Here is a 16,359-nt window from a genome sequence, read left to right on the forward strand (position 1 = left end):
CAATATTCATGGAATGTTCGCTATCAGAAAAAAGAGAGGCTGGAAAGACATTCTTTTAGCCATGGAACTTTATCGGCTGTGGAGTAATTTTGCCATGCAGCCCGGAAGACCGTATAGGTGGGATGGGTATGGAAAATATCATTAAAGAGTGTGGTAAATATGGAGAAGATACTGAATACACCGTTTATAAAAGATATATATGATCCTTTGACAGGTTCTCACGACGGTACTATTACCCCGAGTGCGCCTATTGTAGTGACCGGTGAGAATTTGCGTTTATCCGCTTTGGAGGAAATTGTGTTAGGACTTGCCCCGCTTGAAAATAGCGGTTGTCCGATACAAATCAGTCATGTCTGTAAATATACGGATACGCAATTGTTGGTCGTTCTTCCCAATTTGGATCCGGGTACATATTCTCCGGTGTTACAAGTATATGAGGCGGGGAAGCTGGTGCTTGTTTATGTTTTTCCGGTGGTATGGAGAGTTTGCAGGGAGGGTGATGTTGATTATTCGATTAGATATTACCGCAATAAGATTATTTGAACGGCATTGATACCGGTTTCGTGAGTTTTCCGTATATTTGTTGCACTTAAATTGAATAATATGAGTCAACAAACATTTCAAGTGTTCCTATGTGCGATGGGCTTAACGGCTCTTTTCGTTTTTATTGCGCTTTATTTCATTAAGGCCGGTTATGGAATGTTTCGTACAGCTTCGTGGGGTGTATCTATTGATAACAAGTTAGCCTGGATATTGATGGAGTCTCCCGTTTTCTTTGTGATGTTGATTCTTTGGGCGTATAGTGGAACGGGTACTGCCGTACCGGAATTTATTTTTCTGTTGTTATTTTTGCTGCACTATTTTCAGCGTTCGTTTATCTTTCCGCTATTATTAAAAGGTAAGTCCCGCATGCCGGTCGCCATCATGGCGATGGGTATTGTTTTTAATCTGCTGAACGGGATAATGCAGGCGGGCGGAATTTTCTATTTCACCGTAGAAGGGCAGCAATATGCTGCCGGCTGGCACTATTTCCTTTCTTTTCGGGGGATTGGGGGATTATTGCTGTTTTTCATAGGAATGGGGATAAACCTGCATTCCGATTATGTGATACGCCATTTGCGTAAGCCCGGTGATACAAGACATTATCTTCCGAATAAAGGCCTTTATCGATATATCACGTCCGCCAACTATTTCGGTGAGTTGGTGGAATGGGTGGGATTTGCAGTGCTGACGGCTTCTCCGGCTGCCTGGGTTTTTGTGTGGTGGACATTTGCCAATTTGGTACCCCGCGCAGATGCGATTAACAAACACTATCGTGCGGAATTTGGTGTTGAGGCCGTAGGAAAAAGAAAATGTATTATACCTTTTGTATATTAAAGATAAGGAATAATGGGAAACTCAAAATTATTCACACCGGTCACTTTCGGACCGCTGACTTTACGCAACCGTACCATCCGTTCGGCCGCTTTTGAGAGTATGTGTCCGGGCAATGCGCCTTCGGATATGCTGCTCGACTATCATCGCTCGGTCGCGGCGGGCGGTATCGGTATGACTACCGTGGCTTATGCCGCCGTTACCCGGAGCGGCCTTTCTTTTGACCGCCAGTTGTGGATGCGTCCTGAAATCATTCCGGGACTTCGCAAGCTGACTGATGCGATACACGCGGAGGGCGCTGCTGCCGGCATTCAGTTGGGGCATTGCGGGAATATGTCGCATAAAAGTATTTGCGGATGTACTCCTGTCGGTGCAAGCGGTGGCTTTAACCTGTATTCACCCACTTTTGTACGAGGGCTGCGTGCCGATGAATTGCCGGAGATGGCGCATGCCTACGGGCGTTCGGTGAATCTGGCGCGTGAGGCGGGGTTTGATGCTGTGGAAATCCATGCGGGGCATGGTTATCTTATCAGCCAGTTCCTTTCACCCTCTACCAATCATCGTAAAGATGAATTCGGCGGTTCGTTGCAGAACCGTATGCGTTTTATGGATATGGTAATGGAGGAGGTGATGAAGGCTGCCGGCAGTGATATGGCGGTACTTGTGAAGATGAACATGCGTGACGGATTCCGGGGTGGTATGGAGATGGACGAAACGATGCAGGTGGCCAAGCGTCTCGAACAGTCGGGAGCGCACGGGCTGGTGCTGAGTGGCGGGTTTGTAAGCAAAGCCCCTATGTATGTGATGCGCGGGGAAATGCCGATTCGCAGCATGACGCATTATATGACGTGCTGGTGGTTGAAGTACGGAGTACGCATGGCAGGTAAGTGGATGATACCCGCTGTGCCGTTTAAAGAAGCCTATTTCCTGGAAGATGCCTTGAAGTTCCGTGCGGAGTTGAAGATGCCGTTGATATACGTAGGCGGACTGGTGTCGCGTTCCAAAATAGACGAGGTTTTGGACGATGGTTTTGATGCCGTACAAATGGCGCGTGCGCTACTTAATGAACCGGGCTTTGTGAACCGTATGCGTGATGAGGAGAACGCGCGCTGTAATTGCAGGCATAGCAACTATTGTATAGCACGGATGTACTCCATTGAAATGGCTTGTCATCAGCATTTGGGCGAGGAGCTTCCGGCTTGCTTGAAGCGGGAGATTGAGAGAATAGAAGCGAAAGGGTGATTACCGTCTTCTTGGATTTTGTAATTTATAATTTGTAACAGATAAACGTGAAACTTGCTATCATAACCGGTGCAGACGGCGGTATGGGAACGGAAATAACGCGCGCTGTGGCTAAGGCCGGATATAAGATTATTATGGCTTGTTACCGTCCGGAAAAGGCGGAGAAGGTGAGGGAAATGTTGGTGCGAGATACGGGCAATCCGCATCTTGAGGTATTGGGCGTAGACTTGTCTTCGCTTGCGTCTGTGGCGGCTTTTGCCGAAACCGTTTTGAAACGTGGCGATGCTGTCAGTCTGCTGATGAATAATGCGGGGACGATGGAAACGTGCCGCCGTATCACGGAGGATGGTTTGGAACGTACGGTAAGCGTTAATTATGTCGCTCCTTATTTATTGACACGCAAGCTTCTTCCTCTGATGGGAGAGGGAAGCCGTATCGTTAATATGGTATCTTGTACCTATGCTGTCGGATGTCTCGACTTTCCCGATTTCTTTCTTCAGGGAAGGAAAGGAGGCTTCTGGCGTATTCCTGTGTACAGTAATACGAAACTGGCGCTGACTTTGTTTACTCTTAATCTGGCTGCCCGTCTTAAAGAAAAAGGTATTGTGGTTAATGCGGCTGACCCGGGCATTGTTTCCACCAATATCATAACGATGCACATGTGGTTCGACCCGTTGACGGATATTCTTTTCCGTCCTTTCATCCGTACTCCCAGTAAAGGGGCCGCAACGGCTGTTCATCTGCTGCTGGATGAGGATGCGGGAAAACGTACGGGTACTCTGAATGTAAGTTGCCGTCCGAAACCGCTTTCCGGAAAGTTCACCGACCATGTGCAGATGCAGGAGTTGTGGGACAGTACGGAGAGGATTGTGGAGAAGTGGTTATAATGCAAAAGGCGCAAGATTCCACTCTTGCGCCTTTTGCATTATATTTTACAGGTCTTTGTCAAATGGAAAGTGCTCTCAATACATTGACCAAGTCTTTCTTGATAGGCTTGTCGTTCTTGATGGCTTTTGTGAAAGGTACATAAACCACTTCATCATGGTCTATACCTATCATGACATTGCGCTGTCCTTCCATAATGGCATCTACTGCCGCCGCACCCAAACGGCTGGCAAGGATACGGTCGTGCGCTGTAGGACTGCCACCACGTTGTAGATGGCCGAGGATTGTAACACGTACGTCGTATTGAGGATATTCGTTTTTCACACGTTCGGCATAGTGCATGGCGCCGCCGGTTAATTCGCTTTCGGCAACGAGTACGATACTGCTGTTCTTGGATTTGCGGAAACCGTTCTTGATGAACTCTTCCAGTTGGTCTACTTCGGTGCTGAATTCCGGGATAATGGCTGCCTCTGCTCCGGATGCGATGGCGCCGTTCAGGGCGAGGAAACCGGCGTCACGTCCCATAACTTCAACGAAGAAAAGACGTTCGTGTGAAGTTGCCGTATCGCGAATCTTGTCCACAGCACCCAGAATCGTATTCAAGGCGGTGTCATAGCCGATGGTTGTATCTGTGCCGTAAAGGTCGTTGTCGATTGTTCCCGGTAAGCCGATGCATGGTACATCGAATTCCTGCGCGAAGATACGTGCGCCTGTCAAAGAACCGTCTCCACCGATAACTACCAAGGCGTCAATGCCTTCTTTCTTCATGTTGTCGTATGCAATCTGACGCCCTTCGGGAGTGGTGAATTCCTTGCAACGCGCTGTTTTCAGGATAGTACCGCCCAATTGGATGATATTGCTTACATTCTGGCTTTTGAATTCTTTGATTTCACCGGTTACCAAACCTTTGTAACCTCTATATATGCCTTTTACTTGAAGTCCGTTGTAAATAGCTGCGCGTGTCACCGCACGAATCGCCGCATTCATTCCCGGAGCGTCACCGCCCGATGTTAAAATACCGATACACTTAATTGTTCCCATAACAATCTCCTTGTTTAGTGTTAATAATTACCTTGAAAATCTGCTGGCAAAGATAACAAAAGCTTTTTAAATTCGTGATTTTATTGCCTTGGATATTTCTTCCATTAACCATTTGGGCGTGGAAGTCGCTCCACAGATGCCAATGGACTCTGCACCAATGAGTAACTGGTTGTCTATCTCTTCTGCACTGTCAATCAGATGTGAGTTCGGATTGACTTTCTTGCATTCGTTGAACAGGATTTTTCCATTGGAACTTTTCTTTCCGCTGACAAAAAACACCAAGTCGTGGGAAGCGGCGAATTTTCGGATATGAGGAATGCGGTTGGCAACTTGCCTGCATATGGTATCGTAATATTCGAAAGTAACGTCCGGAGATATATGTTCCTTTATATATTCCACTATCTTTTGGAACTCATCCAGTGATTTGGTGGTTTGGGAATAAAGACGGATGCTCTTGCTGAAATTTAAGCTTTTGGCTTCTTCAAGTTTTTCGATAACGATTGCTTTCCCTGTGGTTTGCCCTACCAATCCCAGTACCTCGGCATGCCCGTTTTTCCCGTATATGACGATTTGTTTTTCTTCATTATCTTCCTGAGTGTACTCCTGCTTGATTTTCTTTTGCAAGCGAAGAACTACCGGACAGGTGGCGTCGATTATTTCAATATTGTTACGTTTAGCGGTTATGTAGGTTTCGGGGGGCTCACCATGTGCCCGTAATAATACTTTAGCGTCGTGCAGGTGATTGAACTCCTCATGGTTGATGGTGATCAGCCCCATTGCTTTCAAACGTTCCACTTCACGGCTGTTATGTACAATGTCTCCCAAACAGTATAATGTTCCGCCTTTGGCCAATTCTTCTTCCGCTTTATTGATTGCGGTAACTACTCCGAAGCAGAAACCGGAACCTTCATCTATTTCAACTTTTGCCATATTGCAGGTTTTAGGATTATGATTTGCAAACCTTGTCGAATTGCTCGGCCAGCCATTCTTTTTGTTGAGAAATGGTCATGTGACTATTGTCCAGCAACAGCGCGTCATCGGCTTTGCGAAGCGGACTTACTTCTCTATTCTGGTCTATATAATCCCGTTGTCTCACATTTTCCAGAATTTCATCGAAACCTGCCTCTTCTCCTTTGGCTTTTAGCTCATCGTATCTGCGCTGTGCACGGATTTCGGGGGAGGCCGTTACAAAAATCTTAAGTTCGGCATCCGGAAATACGGTTGTGCCGATGTCGCGGCCGTCCATTACAATACCTTTGGCCTTTCCCATCGCCTGCTGCCGGGCCACCATCGCTTCACGTACAAAGTCGAGAGCGGCAATGGGGCTGACGCGGGAAGACACTTCCATTGTACGAATCTTTTTTTCTACATTGGCTCCGTTCAGATATGTGTCCGGGCGTCCCGTCTCCGGGTTCAGTTGGAAAGATATATGAATATCCTTAATTTGCTTTTTCAGTTTCTCCGTATCGATGTCGTTACCTGTGAATATACCGTTCTCTATACTATATAAAGTAACGGCACGATACATGGCTCCGCTGTCTATGTAAATATAACCTATTTCACGGGCAAGGTCTTTGGCCATGGTACTTTTTCCGCATGATGAAAAGCCGTCGATTGCGATTGTTATCTTTTTCATATGAAATGATTTTATACTATATTTATATAGAAAAACTCTTCCTTATAGAAAATTTTGAATGTTTCATCTAAAATTCTTGCCAAAGATACGGTATTTTTAAAATATCTCGTTACATTTGTGGCACAAAAGCTGATGAGGGCTTTTGAAGAATTAAAAAAATGAAAATGCACTGCTTATTGTGTAAAAAAACACAGCTAAGCAAGAACAATCGTGGGAAAAGTACTATATTTGCCACAAATGAGAAACACTAAAATTATATTATAAATTATGGAAATTAAAAAGACACCTAAGGCAGACTTGGAGAACAAAAAGTCAACTTGGCTGCTCGTCGGTTACGTGATTGTGCTCGCGTTTATGTTCATCGCATTCGAATGGACCAAACGTGATATCAAGATTGATACGAGCCAGGCTATTACCGACCTTGTATTTGAAGAGGAAATCATTCCTATTACGGAACAACCCGAGCAGGTAGCTCCTCCCCCTCCCGAAGCTCCTTCGATTGCAGAAACTTTGACAATCGTGGATGATGATGCCGATGTGGAAGAAACTACTATCGCTACATCCGAGGAAACCAATCAGGCTGTAGAAATCAAGTATGTTCCCGTAGCTGTTGAAGAGGAAGAACCGGAAGAACAGACTATCTTCGAGGTAGTAGAGCAGATGCCGGAATTCCCTAACGGTGGCATGGCTGGCTTGATGCAGTATTTGAGCAAGAATATCAAATATCCTACTATCGCTCAGGAAAACGGAACTCAAGGCCGTGTAACCGTACAGTTCGTTGTTAACAGAGACGGTAGTATCGTAGATGCTAAAGTGCTTAGAGGTGTTGACCCGTATTTGGATAAGGAAGCTATCCGCGTGATTAGCTCAATGCCGAAATGGAAACCGGGCATGCAACGTGGTAAGGCAGTACGTGTGAAGTATACGGTGCCTGTAATGTTCCGATTGCAGTAATAAAATTATTTATAGCGTAAAGAGGCTGCCTAAAAGCAGCCTCTTTTCATTCTCCACCACTCCTAAATTGAAATACTTATGTTTACAGCTTCCGAGCTTCTCGAAAAAATAAATTCTCATATTGCGGATTTGCGATTTGTTCGCAGCCCGAAGGGCTTGTATGATCCTATCACCTATGTTTTGTCAATGGGTGGGAAAAGAATTCGTCCCGTACTGATGTTGATGGCTTATAATCTTTATAAGGAGAATGTTGAACCTGCGTTCTCATCGGCAACAGGTATTGAAGTATATCATAATTATACATTATTACATGATGACTTGATGGATCGTGCCGATAAACGTCGTGGAAAAGAAACCGTACATAAGGTATGGAATGATAATGCGGCTATTCTTTCGGGGGATGCAATGTTGGTATTGGCCTATCAGTTCATGGCGCAGTGTCCGGTAAAGCATTTGAAAGAAGTAATGGATTTATTCAGTTTGACTGCATTTGAAATATGCGAAGGACAGCAAATGGATATGGAGTTTGAACAACGGAATGATGTAAAAGAGGAGGAATATCTGGAGATGATTCGCCTGAAAACATCCGTGTTGTTGGCTGCGAGCTTGAAAATCGGCGCATTGTTGGGAGGAGCTTCTGCGGATGACGCGGCACGTTTGTATGATTTCGGAATGAATATGGGAGTGGCTTTTCAGCTGAAAGATGACTTGTTGGATGTGTACGGTGATGCTGCTGTCTTTGGGAAAAATATCGGTGGAGATATTCTGTGCAATAAGAAAACCTATATGTTGATTAAAGCTTTGGAGCATGCGAGTCAGGAGCAGGCAAGCCGGTTACAACACTGGATAACTGTTGTGGATTTTAATCCGGCCGAGAAGATTACAGCTGTAACCGATTTGTATAATCAGATAGGGGTTAAAACTCTTTGTGAGAATAAAATAACGGAATACAGCAATAGGGCGATGGATAGTCTGGTGGCTGTGAATGTAGCGGATGAAAAGAAAAAAGAGCTTGAGAAGCTTATAAAAGAGCTGATGTACCGGGAAGTGTAACTGATATTAATCCGATTAGCAAATGCCTTATAGGAGATTACCAAATACAGACCAAGCAAGAATACGGGCGTTAAAGGCCGTAGTTGCGAAAGGTGATATATATAACGTATATGATTTGGCAGTGTCTTTAAAGACTCTTACGGATGCCCGGAACTTCTTGATGAAATTTGAAGCTGCACAGGCTTATTATGCGGAATGTTTTGAACGTCAGGCAAAGGCGGGACGTAAGCATCAGTCGAATGTAAAGATTGCCCGTCTTTATATTTCGCATTTCATTCAAGTCCTGAACCTGGCCGTGATTCGTTCGGAAGTGCGTACCGCTCATAAAGAATATTACGGATTGGATATTAAAAATCATAGTGTTCCGGATTTATCTACAGAGACAGCTTTGGCGGAATGGGGACGTAAGGTCGTTGACGGTGAGAATAGACGTACTTCTCAAGGGGGGATTCCTATCTATAATCCTACCATTGCTAAAGTCAGAGTTCATTATGATATTTTTATGGAGAGTTATGAGAAACAGAAGAATTTGCAGGCTTTGACAGCTCGCAGTCTGGAAACTCTTGCTTCCATGCGAGACGAGGCCGATACTCTGATTTTAGATATCTGGAATCAGGTAGAACGGAAGTATGCCGAGGTGATGCCGAATGAAAAACGCTTGGATTTGTGTCGCGGCTATGGTTTGATTTATTATTACCGTACCGGTGAAAAAACGAAAGAAGAGATAGCGAAATGAGGTTAGTAGATTCACATTCCCACCTTTTTCTGGAAGAATTTCAATCTGATTTGCCGCAAGTAATGGAGCGTGCTCAGGCAGCGGGAGTAAGTCATATCTTTATGCCTAATATCGATAGTACGACCATAGAGCCGATGCTTCGTGTTTGTTCGGACTATAAAGGTTATTGTTACCCGATGATGGGATTGCATCCGACATCTGTGAATGCCGATTATGAGAAAGAATTGGCCGTTGTGTCCGAATATTTGGTAATGCCGAACGACTATGTGGCAATTGGTGAAATCGGAATGGATCTGTATTGGGATAAAACATTTTTGAAGGAACAACAAATCGTTTTTGAGCAGCAGATACAATGGGCCTTGGAGTATAAGTTACCTATAGTCATTCATTGTCGTGAGGCATTCGATTATATATATAATGTGTTGAAACCTTATAAGGCCTCTCCTTTGGCAGGCGTCTTTCATAGCTTTACGGGAACATTGGAGGAGGCCCTTCGGATATTGGAGTTTTCTAATTTCTTTATTGGTGTCAATGGTGTGGTAACATTCAAAAAATCGGGCTTACCGGAAGTTTTGCGAAATATTCCTTTGGAACGGATTGTTCTCGAAACCGATTCTCCCTATCTTACTCCTGTGCCGAATCGGGGGAAGAGAAACGAGAGCGCAAATGTAAAGGATACTCTGTTAAAAGTAGCGGAAATATACGGTAAGTCGCCTGAGGAAGTAGGTTGTATCACTTCTGAAAATGCCTTAAAAGTGTTTGGAATACTCAAATAACGTTCCAAAGATTTTAAAGTTTATTAATTTTGAGATTTTATTGAGGATAAAACTTTGAGAATGCTGTGGAAGAACAAAAAAAAGAATACATTTGTAGCTGAAAACGCTTGTGGTTCGCATTTTTTTTGTAATTTGCACCCGATTTCAAGGAAGGCGTAGATTGGAGAGATGCTCGAGTGGTTGAAGAGGCACGCCTGGAAAGCGTGTATACTCCTAAAGGGTATCCGGGGTTCGAATCCCCGTCTCTCCGCAAGATTTAAGATAAGAGAAAAACAATAAATAAACATAATAAGTAATTTAATTAATTAATCTTAAAAATTAGACACACAATGAAAAAGTTATTTGCAATTGTTGCTGTGATGGGAGTCTTAACATTTGGCTCAACTCAACTTGCTCAGGCTCAAGATGCTCCTGCTGCTGAACAAACAGAACAAGCTGCTCCCGCAGCACAAGCAGCTCCTGCTGACGAAGCTGCAGCTCCTGCTGTTGTAGCTGAAGAGGGCGGTATTCACAAAGAAATCAAGACTAAATTTATTGAAGGTACTGCATCTTTCATGAGTTTGGTTGCTATCGCATTGGTTATCGGTCTTGCTTTCTGTATTGAACGTATCATTTATTTGAGCTTGGCTGAAATCAACACTAAGAAATTTATGGCTGCTATTGAAGCTGCTTTGGAAAAAGGTGACGTTGAAGCTGCCAAAGACATTGCGCGCAGCACAAGAGGTCCTATCGCTTCTATCTATTATCAAGGTTTGATGAGAATCGACCAAGGTATCGATGTTGTTGAAAAATCAGTTGTTTCTTACGGTGGTGTACAAGCCGGTTATCTGGAAAAAGGCTGTTCTTGGATCACGCTGTTTATCGCAATGGCTCCGTCATTAGGATTCTTGGGTACTGTAATCGGTATGGTGCAGGCATTTGATAAGATTCAACAAGTAGGTGATATCTCTCCGACGGTTGTTGCAGGCGGTATGAAAGTTGCCTTGATTACAACTATCTTCGGTTTGATCGTTGCTTTGATTCTGCAGGTATTCTATAACTATATCTTGTCTAAGATCGAAGCTTTGACCAGCGAAATGGAAGATTCTTCTATCTCTCTGTTGGATATGGTTATCAAATATGACTTGAAATACAAAAAATAAGTAAAATGGCTAAGTTATCATATAAAGTATCATACTACGTACTGTACGTAATGTTCGCTGCCATCTTGGTAGTGTTGGGCTTATTCTACTTCGGTGGAGATGCTCAAGGCGATGCAGTACTTATGAGCGTTGACTCTGAAATGTGGCAACCTGCCCAAACTGATGCCTTGATCTATTTGATGTATGGCCTGTTTGGTATAGCTGTCGTTGCTACAGTGGCTGCTTTCCTGTTCCAATTCGGAACTGCCTTGAAAGATAATCCCGGAACTGCATTAAAGTCTTTAATCGGTGTAATCGTATTGGTTGCTGTTGTTGTTATAGCATGGGCTATGGGTAGTGAAGAACCTCTCAATATCCCGGGTTATGATGGTACAGACAATGTTCCGTTCTGGTTGAAGATAACTGATATGTTCCTTTATTCTATCTATATTTTGTTTGCGGCAACAGTGCTTGCAATCATCTTTAGTAGCATTAAGAAGAAATTATCATAATCAATTGAGATAACTCAATTTAAAGAGTAATTACAATGGCAAAAGGAAAAAGAAAAGTTCCTGATATTAACTCAAGTTCTACGGCGGATATTGCTTTCCTGTTGTTAATCTTCTTCTTGATTACAACGTCTATGGATACTGACCGTGGTTTGGCAAGACGTTTGCCGCCTCCACCGGAACAGAACCAGAAAAATGACGATATTAAGTTGAAAGAGCGCAACGTATTGCAGGTCTTCCTGAATATGAACGACCAGTTGATGTGCGGAAACGACTATATCACAACAGAACAGTTACGTGCTAAAGCAAAAGAATTTATTGCTAATCCGTATAATGATGAAGCCAAACCTGAGAAATATGCAAAAGATATTCCTTTCTTTGGCAACATGATGATTACGGAAAAGCATGTAGTTTCTTTGCGCTGTGACCGTGGCTCTTCTTACAAAGCATATCTTGCTGTTCAAAATGAGTTGGTAGCGGCTTATAATGAGTTGCGTGATGAATTGGCTCAGGAAAAATGGCAAAAGAAATATGCTGAATTGAACGATGAGCAACAAAAGGCAATTCGTGATATTTATCCTCAGAAGATCTCTGAGGCAGAACCTAAAAAATACGGAGATAAGAAGTAATGGGAAAATTTAATAAGACTGGTAAAAAAGAAATGCCGGCGTTGAACACTTCTTCTCTGCCTGACCTTATCTTCACTCTGTTGTTCTTCTTTATGATTGTAACAACTATGCGTGAGGTAACATTGAAGGTTGAGTTTAAGGTTCCGCAAGCTACAGAGTTGGAAAAACTTGAAAAGAAGTCTTTGGTTACGTTTATCTATGTAGGAAAACCTACTGCTGAATTCCGTAAGAAATTAGGTAATGAAAGCCGTATCCAGTTGAATGACAGCTATGCTGAAGTTGCTGCAATCCAAGACTATATTATTGGTGAACGTGCCAGTATGAAAGAAGAGGATCAGCCGCAAATGACAGTGTCTTTGAAAGTTGACCAAGATACAAAGATGGGTATCGTAACAGATATCAAAGAGGCTCTTCGTAAAGCTTATGCATTGAAGATTAACTATTCTGCGCAACCGCGTCAGTAAGAAGTTAATTCAGACTATATAAATAAAGGCCGTTTGTAACAAGCGGCCTTTATTTTTTACTGTACATTGTATACTTCCCGATAAATACGTTCTTTTACGTATTCAAAATCCTTTTCGCACTCCAGATTGCCATAAGCCATTAACAGCATGGGAAGATAGCCATCTCCGGGTTTATAGGGAGGTTGCATATATGGTTTCTCCCATAAGGTAAAGCCATGCCGTTTATAGAAATTAATACGGCGTATTGCCATTTCCTCTTCCGGTGCCTCTACTTCCAATATGATAGGTTTGTTTATCTGTTGGCACAAATGGCTTAGAACATTCTTGCCATGACCGCCATTGCGTTGGGACGGATCGATAGCAAAGTGCTCTACATAATAGAAATGTCCGAAATCCCAGTATGTAATCAAACCGATTGGATTGTCATCATGGAGAATGATATTGCAATAAAAATGCGGTTTGGCATCTGTATAATTACGTAGTTCTGCCAATGAGCGATATTCTTCCGGAGGAAAAGAGGTTGTCATCAGTTTTTCCATGTAATCATACAAGGCTGTATCCGAAGTTGCGATACGTTGAAATTTAATCATAGGGTCAGTCTTTTGAAGTTTGATTATTGTTATTCGGTATAAAATTCGATTATTCTACGCAGGGCACGTTGGCACACGGGACAGAAAGTAGGGTATTCGTTGGTACGCATGCGGCAATCATCGGCAGGACGGTAAATGCCCTTTGCCGAATAGCCGCCACCCTCATACACTCCAACCGGATATTTCTCACTGTTACCGGTTGGAGTAGGGATGGGAGTATCTTTGGCAAGCATATCTTTCCATTTTGATGTAAAATTCACTTGCGTACTGATATTTTGTTCCCATGATTCTACATCCAGAGGATAGGTATCTGTCATAACATCATTGTCATAGAAGTATTCATCGGCAAGTCCGCCGAAGCTATGTCCGAATTCATGTACCACTACCGGGCGGAACATCGGATGATGGGCCGTAGTGAGGGTATATGAGTTATAGATACCGCCACCGCCATATTCTTTTGTGTTGGCCAATATGATAATGTGTTCATAGGGTATTCCGGCTAAAGCATCATGAATTGTTTTTACGCGCGATGTAGTTAAATAACGATCGGAATAGAACGTACTGAAATGAGAACCGAAGGCGGTGTGTTTCCATTCGTTCAGCCTTGGTACGCTGACTCCGCTGTCGATGGAAGGGCTGGCTACAGCTACGATATTGAACCGCTCTTTCATAGATTTGAAAGGCTCATGCGCAAAAAGACTTTCACAGGCAATGCCGGCGTCTTCATAGAATGTCTGCATTTCTTGAGGAGTATATCCCTCTGCAAGAATGGCTACGTCAATACATTTTCCCGGGTTGCCATTTTGTAGCAGATACTTGTGCGGAGTGATATGCGAGATACCTTTTTGCGCTATTAAAACATCATCCGGGCGCACAATGTGCTTCATAGAGGCACGAACATTACGGCGTGGGTCGAGTAGGGTTATTTCTATTTCCACCGGCTGAAGCGGATAGGGAAGAAGGAACGTATTTTCAAATCCCTTGGTTATACTTTTGGCTTCATCGGTTTCCAGCCATTCCTGAAAGAGCGAAGAGAAGGATGTGGTATAAATAATCTTTCCATCGGCTATATTACGCATAACAATCTGTCCGTTGCCTTGCAATGGAAGCTCTGCCAGATGATGCTTTCGTCCTGCCCAGGCGGGAAGAGAAGATAATCCGTCCAGGCAGATACTTTGTTCGGATGCATTGCCGTTAAAGATATAATCTATACGAAGAGTTTTATCAGCAAAAAGGTCGGTGAAGACCTGTGCGTAAATGGGCACGACAGTTATTAAACAGAGTAAGAGTACAATATACTTTTTCATATCCATTATAATTTAATCATTTCACAAAGATACGATTTTTGTCTGTATAACCCGGTATATGCGATTATTCTCTTTTTAGCAAGAAAAGTTATAATTCGTATTTTTATTGGAGAAAAAATGGCTAACTTTGCACATTGCCGTAGCGGAATACGGTGAAATCATTCATTTAATTAATTATTGAGATTAGAAATGGGACATCATCAATTGGATACTTTAGACGAGCAAATACTGCAGTTGATCGCCGATAATGCGCGCATTCCTTTCCTTGAAGTAGCCAGAGCCTGCAATGTCTCTGGAGCGGCTATTCACCAGCGCATCCAGAAACTCACCAATCTGGGAATATTGAAAGGCTCGGAATACGTTATAGATCCGGAGAAGATAGGATATGAAACTTGTGCATATATCGGAATCTATTTAAAAGATCCCGCTACTTTTGATGCCGTAACAAAAGCGTTGGAGGCTATTCCCGAAATCGTGGAGTGCCACTTTACTACAGGTAAGTACGATATGTTTATTAAACTGTATGCACGGAATAATCATCACCTGTTGAGCATTATTCATGATAAGCTGCAACCGTTGGGATTATCACGTACGGAAACGCTGATTTCATTCCATGAAGCGATTAAACGTCAGATGCCGATAGTAATAGACGATGAGGAAGAATAGTCCTATCGGCGGATATAATCGACAAAAGCATAAGGGCAGGGATGCTTCTCGTCTATCGGATGAGCATCCCTGCTTTTTTCTTGCCAGATTTCGAGGTCTACGTCCGGGAAGTAAGCGTCCGCCCGGGGAGCTTCAGCATCTATTTCAGTAAGACAGAGTGCATCTGCCAGAGGGAGCGCCTGACGGTACACGCTGGCTCCGCCCATGATATAGACTTGCTCATCCTGCTCGCAGTTTTTCAAGGCTTCCTCAAGAGAGGGGAACACTTCTGCTCCCGGACATTGGGTGTCGGGATGCGTAGACAAGACGATATTGCGGCGGTTTGGCAAGGCGCCTTTGGGGAGTGACTCAAACGTTTTTCGTCCCATGATGATTGTATTTCCCGTGGTAAGCGCTTTGAAGCGTTTCAGGTCATTGGGGAGCCAGAATAATAACTTGTTTTCATAACCGATACCCATGCGGCGGTCTACTGCGGCAATAATGCTAATCATATATCTAATATAATCAAATGGTTTTCAATGATAAAGGACATCTTTTTATACCGCTACCTTTCCGGCGATATGCGGATGCGGGTCATAATTTACTAATTCGAAGTCCTCATACGTAAAGTCGAAGATACTCTTCACATCCGGATTGATTCTCATTTGCGGGAGCGTTCTCGGCTCACGGCTCAGTTGGAGTTTCACTTGTTCCAAATGGTTCAGATAGATATGCGCATCTCCTAAAGTATGTACGAAATCCCCCGCTTTCAGTCCGGTCACTTGCGCCACCATTTGCAGGAGCAATGCGTACGATGCGATATTGAAAGGCACTCCCAAGAAAATATCAGCGCTGCGCTGGTAAAGTTGCAGGCTGAGCCGTCCGTTGGCTACATAAAACTGGAAGAATGCGTGGCAGGGCGGCAGATTCATGTTGTCCAAATCACCGACGTTCCAGGCGCTCACTATAATACGGCGTGAGTCTGGATTGTGTTTGATTGTTTCCACCGCTTCACTGATTTGGTCAATTGTTCCGCCTTTGTAATCCGGCCACGAACGCCATTGGTAACCGTAGATATGTCCCAAATCCCCATTTTCATCAGCCCATTCATTCCAGATACGTACCCCGTTCTCTTGCAGGTACTTTACATTCGTATCCCCCTTTAAGAACCATAGCAGTTCATGGATAATAGATTTCAAATGGAGTTTTTTGGTTGTCAGACAAGGAAAACCTTCGTCCATATTAAAACGCATCTGATGTCCGAATACGCTGATGGTACCCGTACCCGTGCGGTCGCTTTTCTCTATGCCTTCAGTCAGCACGCGGTTGAGCAAGTCTAAATATTGTTTCATGGGTTATTTATTAAACGCTTTGCCAAAGGTAGACAAAGTTCTCGG

20 protein-coding genes and 1 tRNA gene are annotated in these 16,359 nt (G+C 43.6%); 14 read left to right on the forward strand and 7 right to left on the reverse strand.

Annotated features, from left to right (window positions below):
- Positions 1 to 159 precede the first annotated feature (159 nt).
- From BUB52_RS01715 to BUB52_RS01730, 4 genes are read left to right on the forward strand one after another with little or no spacing between them, the layout of a single operon-like run.
- The gene (locus BUB52_RS01715) at positions 160 to 543 is read left to right on the forward strand and encodes a DUF4469 domain-containing protein (protein WP_009123186.1); all 384 of its coding nucleotides are present in this window, start codon (positions 160 to 162) and stop codon (positions 541 to 543) included.
- 60 nt (positions 544 to 603) lie between these two features.
- On the forward strand, positions 604 to 1,377 hold the full coding sequence (locus BUB52_RS01720; protein ID WP_009123187.1) for a DUF1295 domain-containing protein: 774 nt from the start codon (positions 604 to 606) through the stop codon (positions 1,375 to 1,377).
- Between the two features lie 12 nt (positions 1,378 to 1,389).
- Positions 1,390 to 2,616: an NADH:flavin oxidoreductase gene (locus tag BUB52_RS01725; protein WP_009123188.1), complete on the forward strand. Its 1,227-nt coding sequence runs from the start codon at positions 1,390 to 1,392 to the stop codon at positions 2,614 to 2,616.
- A 47-nt stretch (positions 2,617 to 2,663) separates the two neighbouring features.
- The gene (locus tag BUB52_RS01730; protein ID WP_009123189.1) at positions 2,664 to 3,503 is read left to right on the forward strand and encodes an SDR family oxidoreductase; all 840 of its coding nucleotides are present in this window, start codon (positions 2,664 to 2,666) and stop codon (positions 3,501 to 3,503) included.
- Positions 3,504 to 3,561: 58 nt separating this feature from the next.
- On the opposite strand, the gene pfkA is transcribed toward BUB52_RS01730, so the two are convergent.
- From pfkA to cmk, 3 genes are all read right to left on the reverse strand, one after another.
- Positions 3,562 to 4,542: a 6-phosphofructokinase gene (gene pfkA, locus BUB52_RS01735; protein ID WP_009123190.1), complete on the reverse strand. Its 981-nt coding sequence runs from the start codon at positions 4,540 to 4,542 to the stop codon at positions 3,562 to 3,564.
- Positions 4,543 to 4,608: 66 nt separating this feature from the next.
- The gene (locus tag BUB52_RS01740; RefSeq protein ID WP_009123191.1) at positions 4,609 to 5,472 is read right to left on the reverse strand and encodes a 4-hydroxy-3-methylbut-2-enyl diphosphate reductase; all 864 of its coding nucleotides are present in this window, start codon (positions 5,470 to 5,472) and stop codon (positions 4,609 to 4,611) included.
- Between the two features lie 16 nt (positions 5,473 to 5,488).
- A complete protein-coding gene (cmk, locus tag BUB52_RS01745) occupies positions 5,489 to 6,178 on the reverse strand; it encodes a (d)CMP kinase (RefSeq protein WP_009123192.1) in 690 nt (229 codons plus the stop codon).
- Positions 6,179 to 6,445: 267 nt separating this feature from the next.
- Here cmk and BUB52_RS01750 point away from each other — a divergent pair, with 267 nt between their 5' ends.
- The 9 genes from BUB52_RS01750 to BUB52_RS01790 all read left to right on the forward strand — a co-directional run bounded on the left by BUB52_RS01750 (position 6,446) and on the right by BUB52_RS01790 (position 12,420).
- Positions 6,446 to 7,132, forward strand: a complete 687-nt coding sequence (locus BUB52_RS01750; protein WP_009123193.1) for an energy transducer TonB — start codon at positions 6,446 to 6,448, stop codon at positions 7,130 to 7,132.
- Between the two features lie 78 nt (positions 7,133 to 7,210).
- Complete coding sequence (locus BUB52_RS01755; protein WP_009123194.1) at positions 7,211 to 8,185, forward strand: polyprenyl synthetase family protein; 975 nt, start codon at positions 7,211 to 7,213, stop codon at positions 8,183 to 8,185.
- 22 nt (positions 8,186 to 8,207) lie between these two features.
- Positions 8,208 to 8,921 carry a hypothetical protein gene (locus tag BUB52_RS01760; protein WP_009123195.1) on the forward strand — a complete coding sequence of 238 codons (714 nt, stop codon included), beginning with the start codon at positions 8,208 to 8,210 and terminating at the stop codon, positions 8,919 to 8,921.
- Positions 8,918 to 9,697: a TatD family hydrolase gene (locus BUB52_RS01765; RefSeq protein WP_009123196.1), complete on the forward strand. Its 780-nt coding sequence runs from the start codon at positions 8,918 to 8,920 to the stop codon at positions 9,695 to 9,697. Before BUB52_RS01760 ends, BUB52_RS01765 begins: the two co-directional genes overlap by 4 nt.
- A 162-nt stretch (positions 9,698 to 9,859) precedes the next feature.
- Positions 9,860 to 9,947 (forward strand) — tRNA-Ser (locus BUB52_RS01770).
- Positions 9,948 to 10,026: 79 nt separating this feature from the next.
- Positions 10,027 to 10,839 (forward strand): MotA/TolQ/ExbB proton channel family protein, encoded by an 813-nt coding sequence (locus tag BUB52_RS01775; RefSeq protein ID WP_009123197.1) that lies wholly within the window; start codon positions 10,027 to 10,029, stop codon positions 10,837 to 10,839.
- Between the two features lie 5 nt (positions 10,840 to 10,844).
- Entirely contained in the window at positions 10,845 to 11,330 is a 486-nt protein-coding gene (locus BUB52_RS01780; RefSeq protein ID WP_009123198.1) for a hypothetical protein, read from the forward strand.
- A gap of 35 nt (positions 11,331 to 11,365) precedes the next feature.
- Positions 11,366 to 11,956: an ExbD/TolR family protein gene (locus tag BUB52_RS01785; RefSeq protein WP_009123199.1), complete on the forward strand. Its 591-nt coding sequence runs from the start codon at positions 11,366 to 11,368 to the stop codon at positions 11,954 to 11,956.
- Positions 11,956 to 12,420: an ExbD/TolR family protein gene (locus BUB52_RS01790; protein WP_005657168.1), complete on the forward strand. Its 465-nt coding sequence runs from the start codon at positions 11,956 to 11,958 to the stop codon at positions 12,418 to 12,420. The genes BUB52_RS01785 and BUB52_RS01790 overlap by 1 nt, the downstream gene beginning before the upstream one ends.
- Before the next feature lie 56 nt (positions 12,421 to 12,476).
- Here the strand turns inward: BUB52_RS01790 and BUB52_RS01795 are convergent, their stop codons facing one another.
- Together BUB52_RS01795 and BUB52_RS01800 are read right to left on the reverse strand one after the other, a co-directional pair.
- On the reverse strand, positions 12,477 to 13,010 hold the full coding sequence (locus BUB52_RS01795) for a GNAT family N-acetyltransferase (protein ID WP_009123200.1): 534 nt from the start codon (positions 13,008 to 13,010) through the stop codon (positions 12,477 to 12,479).
- Between the two features lie 29 nt (positions 13,011 to 13,039).
- A complete protein-coding gene (locus BUB52_RS01800; protein WP_039951165.1) occupies positions 13,040 to 14,317 on the reverse strand; it encodes an IgA Peptidase M64 in 1,278 nt (425 codons plus the stop codon).
- Between the two features lie 189 nt (positions 14,318 to 14,506).
- On the opposite strand from BUB52_RS01800, the gene BUB52_RS01810 reads away from it, so the two are divergent.
- Entirely contained in the window at positions 14,507 to 14,983 is a 477-nt protein-coding gene (locus tag BUB52_RS01810; RefSeq protein ID WP_009123202.1) for an Lrp/AsnC family transcriptional regulator, read from the forward strand.
- Between the two features lie 2 nt (positions 14,984 to 14,985).
- Here the strand turns inward: BUB52_RS01810 and BUB52_RS01815 are convergent, their stop codons facing one another.
- Together BUB52_RS01815 and BUB52_RS01820 are read right to left on the reverse strand one after the other, a co-directional pair.
- Positions 14,986 to 15,441, reverse strand: a complete 456-nt coding sequence (locus BUB52_RS01815) for a dihydrofolate reductase (RefSeq protein ID WP_373129858.1) — start codon at positions 15,439 to 15,441, stop codon at positions 14,986 to 14,988.
- 78 nt (positions 15,442 to 15,519) lie between these two features.
- The gene (locus BUB52_RS01820) at positions 15,520 to 16,314 is read right to left on the reverse strand and encodes a thymidylate synthase (RefSeq protein WP_009123204.1); all 795 of its coding nucleotides are present in this window, start codon (positions 16,312 to 16,314) and stop codon (positions 15,520 to 15,522) included.
- Positions 16,315 to 16,359 lie beyond the last annotated feature (45 nt).

This window comes from Bacteroides clarus YIT 12056, from assembly GCF_900129655.1.
GTDB classification, from domain to species: domain Bacteria; phylum Bacteroidota; class Bacteroidia; order Bacteroidales; family Bacteroidaceae; genus Bacteroides; species Bacteroides clarus.

Coding starts and splice junctions, on each gene's coding strand:
- BUB52_RS01780 (WP_009123198.1), top strand. CDS start 10,845: ATGGCTAAGTTATCATATAAAGTATCATACTACGTACTGTACGTAATG.
- BUB52_RS01810 (WP_009123202.1), top strand. CDS start 14,507: ATGGGACATCATCAATTGGATACTTTAGACGAGCAAATACTGCAGTTG.
- pfkA (WP_009123190.1), bottom strand. CDS start 4,542: ATGGGAACAATTAAGTGTATCGGTATTTTAACATCGGGCGGTGACGCT.
- BUB52_RS01775 (WP_009123197.1), top strand. CDS start 10,027: ATGAAAAAGTTATTTGCAATTGTTGCTGTGATGGGAGTCTTAACATTT.
- BUB52_RS01765 (WP_009123196.1), top strand. CDS start 8,918: ATGAGGTTAGTAGATTCACATTCCCACCTTTTTCTGGAAGAATTTCAA.
- BUB52_RS01760 (WP_009123195.1), top strand. CDS start 8,208: ATGCCTTATAGGAGATTACCAAATACAGACCAAGCAAGAATACGGGCG.
- BUB52_RS01790 (WP_005657168.1), top strand. CDS start 11,956: ATGGGAAAATTTAATAAGACTGGTAAAAAAGAAATGCCGGCGTTGAAC.
- BUB52_RS01715 (WP_009123186.1), top strand. CDS start 160: ATGGAGAAGATACTGAATACACCGTTTATAAAAGATATATATGATCCT.
- BUB52_RS01795 (WP_009123200.1), bottom strand. CDS start 13,010: ATGATTAAATTTCAACGTATCGCAACTTCGGATACAGCCTTGTATGAT.
- BUB52_RS01755 (WP_009123194.1), top strand. CDS start 7,211: ATGTTTACAGCTTCCGAGCTTCTCGAAAAAATAAATTCTCATATTGCG.
- BUB52_RS01720 (WP_009123187.1), top strand. CDS start 604: ATGAGTCAACAAACATTTCAAGTGTTCCTATGTGCGATGGGCTTAACG.
- BUB52_RS01740 (WP_009123191.1), bottom strand. CDS start 5,472: ATGGCAAAAGTTGAAATAGATGAAGGTTCCGGTTTCTGCTTCGGAGTA.
- cmk (WP_009123192.1), bottom strand. CDS start 6,178: ATGAAAAAGATAACAATCGCAATCGACGGCTTTTCATCATGCGGAAAA.
- BUB52_RS01750 (WP_009123193.1), top strand. CDS start 6,446: ATGGAAATTAAAAAGACACCTAAGGCAGACTTGGAGAACAAAAAGTCA.
- BUB52_RS01785 (WP_009123199.1), top strand. CDS start 11,366: ATGGCAAAAGGAAAAAGAAAAGTTCCTGATATTAACTCAAGTTCTACG.
- BUB52_RS01815 (WP_373129858.1), bottom strand. CDS start 15,441: ATGGGTATCGGTTATGAAAACAAGTTATTATTCTGGCTCCCCAATGAC.
- BUB52_RS01820 (WP_009123204.1), bottom strand. CDS start 16,314: ATGAAACAATATTTAGACTTGCTCAACCGCGTGCTGACTGAAGGCATA.
- BUB52_RS01800 (WP_039951165.1), bottom strand. CDS start 14,317: ATGAAAAAGTATATTGTACTCTTACTCTGTTTAATAACTGTCGTGCCC.
- BUB52_RS01725 (WP_009123188.1), top strand. CDS start 1,390: ATGGGAAACTCAAAATTATTCACACCGGTCACTTTCGGACCGCTGACT.